Source organism: Halochromatium sp., from assembly GCF_046541315.1.
Classification (GTDB): Bacteria; Pseudomonadota; Gammaproteobacteria; order Chromatiales; family Chromatiaceae; genus Lamprobacter.
The window spans coordinates 1-3,533 of record NZ_JBKHDN010000245.1 but is presented as its reverse complement, the minus strand read 5'-3'; the positions used below and the strand labels follow the sequence as shown (position 1 = coordinate 3,533).

The 3,533-nt window shown below is 69.5% G+C and carries 4 protein-coding genes; 1 reads left to right on the top strand and 3 read right to left on the bottom strand.

Annotated elements, in window-relative coordinates; translation table 11 throughout:
- Positions 1-78 precede the first annotated feature (78 nt).
- The 3 genes from ACLFQI_RS12535 to ACLFQI_RS12525 all read right to left on the bottom strand — a co-directional run bounded on the left by ACLFQI_RS12535 (position 79) and on the right by ACLFQI_RS12525 (position 3,032).
- Positions 79-891 (bottom strand): ABC transporter ATP-binding protein, encoded by an 813-nt coding sequence (locus ACLFQI_RS12535; RefSeq protein WP_410759810.1) that lies wholly within the window; start codon positions 889-891, stop codon positions 79-81.
- Complete coding sequence (locus tag ACLFQI_RS12530; RefSeq protein ID WP_410759808.1) at positions 888-1,847, bottom strand: FecCD family ABC transporter permease; 960 nt, start codon at positions 1,845-1,847, stop codon at positions 888-890. The genes ACLFQI_RS12535 and ACLFQI_RS12530 overlap by 4 nt, the downstream gene beginning before the upstream one ends.
- A gap of 135 nt (positions 1,848-1,982) precedes the next feature.
- Positions 1,983-3,032: an ABC transporter substrate-binding protein gene (locus ACLFQI_RS12525; RefSeq protein WP_410759806.1), complete on the bottom strand. Its 1,050-nt coding sequence runs from the start codon at positions 3,030-3,032 to the stop codon at positions 1,983-1,985.
- A 301-nt stretch (positions 3,033-3,333) separates the two neighbouring features.
- Between ACLFQI_RS12525 and ACLFQI_RS12520 the strand changes: the two genes are divergently transcribed.
- On the top strand, positions 3,334-3,533 hold a 200-nt coding region (locus ACLFQI_RS12520; RefSeq protein WP_410759804.1), incomplete at its 3' end, for a hypothetical protein.

Sequence of the window (3,533 nt, the reverse complement as noted above, 5' to 3'; positions counted from 1 at the left end):
CCGGCCCCGGCTTGCGGCGGATCGGTGACAATGGTACCCAGGAAGGCCTGAGCACGCAGGAAGATGCCGGCCGCCTCGCTAGGATTCATAGCGCCAGGGGACGATATAGCGCTGCACCTGGCCGCCGTCGTCATGCTCGCCGATGATGGCCCGAATGCCGTAGACGCGGCGCAGATGCTCGGGGTCGAGCACGGTCTCGACCGCGCCGCTGGCGACCGCCGAGCCCTGATCGAGCAGCAGCAGACGATCGCAGAAGCGACTGGCGAGGGTGAGATCATGCAGGACCGCAACCACCGTCTGCCCGGCCTGACAGCGGGCGCGCAGGAGTTCCATGACGCGCAGCTGGTGCATCGGATCAAGCGCGGCGACCGGCTCATCGGCGAGCAGCACCTCGGCCTCCACCGCAAGCACGCGCGCGAGACGGGCGCGGGCGCGCTCGCCGCCGGAAAGCTCATCGGTCCGGCGCGCGCCCAGCGATTCGATGTCGGTGGCCTGCAACGCCTGCTCGATGGCGCGCCGGTCGGCCTCGGCGTCGGCGCCCGCGCCGAGATGCAGCGCCCCGCGCCACCAGCTGCCCCGGTAGGGATGGCGCCCGAGCGCGACCAGATCGCGCACGCTGATCGGCCACTGGAGGCGATCATCCTGGCTCAAATAGGCGAGCCGTTGGGCGCGCGCGCGCGCCGGCATCCGCGCCAGCGGCTGGCCCTTGAGGCACAGGCGGCCGCTGTACGGCAGCAATTGCATCATCGCCTTGAGCAGCGTGCTCTTGCCGGCCCCGTTCGGGCCGATCAGGCCGAACAGCTCGCCGCGCTCGATCTCGAGATCGATGTCCTTGAGCAGCCACTGGCCGCCGCGGCGCACCGATAAGGCCTCGATCTGCACCAGGCTCATAGCATGTCCCGACGCGAGCGCAATACCAGCGCCAGGAAGAAGGGCGCGCCGACCAGCGCGGTGACCACGCCAAGCTGCAATTCCTTCGGGGTGTCGATCAGGCGCAGGCCGAGATCGGCGGCGAGCACCAGGATCGCGCCGCCGAGCGCGCTCGGCAGCAGCAGCCGGCCCGGTCGGTAGTGGACGAAGCGGCGCAGCATGTGCGGCACCACCAGCCCGACGAAACCGATGGCGCCAGTGACCGCGACGCAGGCGCCGACGCTCAGCGCGGTGCCGAGGATGACCAGGATCCGCAATCGTGGCAGGTTCACGCCCAAGCTGCTCGCCTCGGCCTCGCCCAAGGCCAACACCTCCAGCGCCGGCGCGGCGGCGAGCAGCAGCAACCCGCCGAGCAGCACGAACGGCAGCACCAGGCGCACATCGGCAAAGCTGCGATCGCTGATCGAGCCGAGCAGCCAGAGCACGATGTCCTGCACGTCGGCGGGATTCGGCGCCAGGTTCAGCGCCAGCGAGGTCAGCGCCGAGGCCAGCGCCGAGATCGCCACCCCGGCGAGGATCAGGGTCAGGTTGGAGGCGCCCGCGCGCGCTAGCGCATACAGGAAGAGGGTGGCGAGCAAGGCGCACAGCATCGCCGCCGCCGGCAACGTCCAGACGTGGAGCGCGCCGAGGCCAAAGTAGAGGCTCAGGACCGCGCCCAGACCCGCGCTCGCGGAGATTCCGAGCAGTCCCGGCTCGGCCAACGGATTGCGCAGTAGCCCTTGCAGCGCGGCACCGGACATCCCCAGCGCCAGGCCGAGCAGCCAGGCGAGCAAGACGCGGGGCAGGCGAATCTGCTGCACGATCAATCGATGCGGCTCGGGACCGCTCCCGAACAGCCCGGCGATGACCTCGTGCAGCGACAGCGGCGCGGCGCCAAGACGCAATGACAGCAGGCTGAGGCCGAGCAGCAGGAGCATCAGGACCAAGTTCAACGGCAAGGATGACCGGGCATGCCGAGCGCGAAGCCGGGTTGGCGGGCCGTTCGCTGTTTGAGCTTGGTTCGTTTGCATGGAGGGACGGCGGCTTGCCCGGGCTCGTACGTGCGGGCGCATTCAGCGGTTGAGCGGCGGGACGGCCGAACCGTTTGCCGGAGCGCCGGCTGACTCGGCTGTCGATCCGGGGATCGGCTCGAATGGCGCCTCGAGGGTATCGAGCCGGGCGGCAATCCACTCCGCCGCGTCGATCAGTTCGAGCCCGCCACAGCCCCAGGCAGTGCGACTCGGCAGGCGGATGCTCGGCACCTGCTCCAGCAGATCCGCGAACAACGGATGGCGACCATAGCGCGATTTCGATGGCGGCTGTGCCTGATCGAAATAGCCCAGCAGGAAGAGATCGGGCGGATCGGCGAGCAGTCGCTCCAACGGCAAGCGGCCCCAGCCGCGAATCCCTTGCTCGGCGGCCAGATTGCGCAGACCGAGCAGTCCGAGCAGCGCGTCGACATAGGTCTCGCTGCCGGCGGTGCCGCCATTGGGGCGCAGATAGAGCGCGCGCGGCGGCCGCTCGGCGACCACCGCGCGCGCCGATAGGGCGGCGATGCGCGCGCGCGCCTCGGCGACGACCTGTTCGCCGACGGCCTCGCGGTCGATCGCGCGCGCGATCTCCAGGGTCATCGCCAAGGCGTCCTCGAGGGCGCGCGGATAGGGGAGGGGCACCACGCGAATCCCTTGCTCGGCCAACAGCTCGGCATGCGGGCGCCCGGACCAGCCGAGATAGGTCAAGGCGATCTCGGGCTGGTAATAGAGCAGTTCCTCGACCGCGCCGCGATTGGCCGGGTAACGCGCCGCGCGCTCGGCCACCGGCGACTGCGCCGAGTCGTGCGCCTGCCGCGAGACCGACCGGATTTGACCCGGATCGCCGAGTCGCAGCAACAGCAGATCGGCGCAGAGGTTGGTGCTGACCACCGAGGGCTGCGGCGCGCAGGATGCGCTCGCGTCGTCGAAGGCGTCGCAAGACGGGGATGCTTGGGCGCCCGCGTCTTGCGCGCGGATCGCTTGGGCGGAGGCCGTAGCGGCCCTCGGTTGGGGACAGGACGTCAATGTACTCGCGAGGGCCAGCAGCAGCATGGCGAGCAGCCGCATGGGCGGCGGGGGCAGTGCGCGCACGCCACGGCGCTCGCGCCCGCGATGAGGGAAGGTCGATGGGGCTGACATCGTCACAGGATTGCATGAATCCCGCCACCATGGCCATGATGGATGACAGCGGTGGGAAGGCGCGGGCGGACCCGCTCGCGGCGGAGCCCATCAACCCATCGGCCAACCCATCGGCTTGAGTCTTGACCGACCCCGCGGCCCTGTCTACGCTCGCTTCCTAGGTCGCCCTGAGTCGGACTCGCGCGGAGTGCCTCTACGCCGAAGGGCATCACGGCCAGCACCAACAAGACGGCAGCGGCAACAGGAAAGGCTCATGGAACCATGCACAGATGACGATCTCGGGCAGTCTGTTCCCACGCCAGAGGCGTTGGGGCTGAGTTTTCGTGAAGAGACAGAAACCGGCGATGTTTGGGCGCGCTACGAGCCCCCGGAGCTTGAGTCGCCAACGCTTGAGTCCCCGGATCTTGCGTCTTCGGAGTTCGAGTCCCCGGATCTTGCGTCACCAGAGCAGGA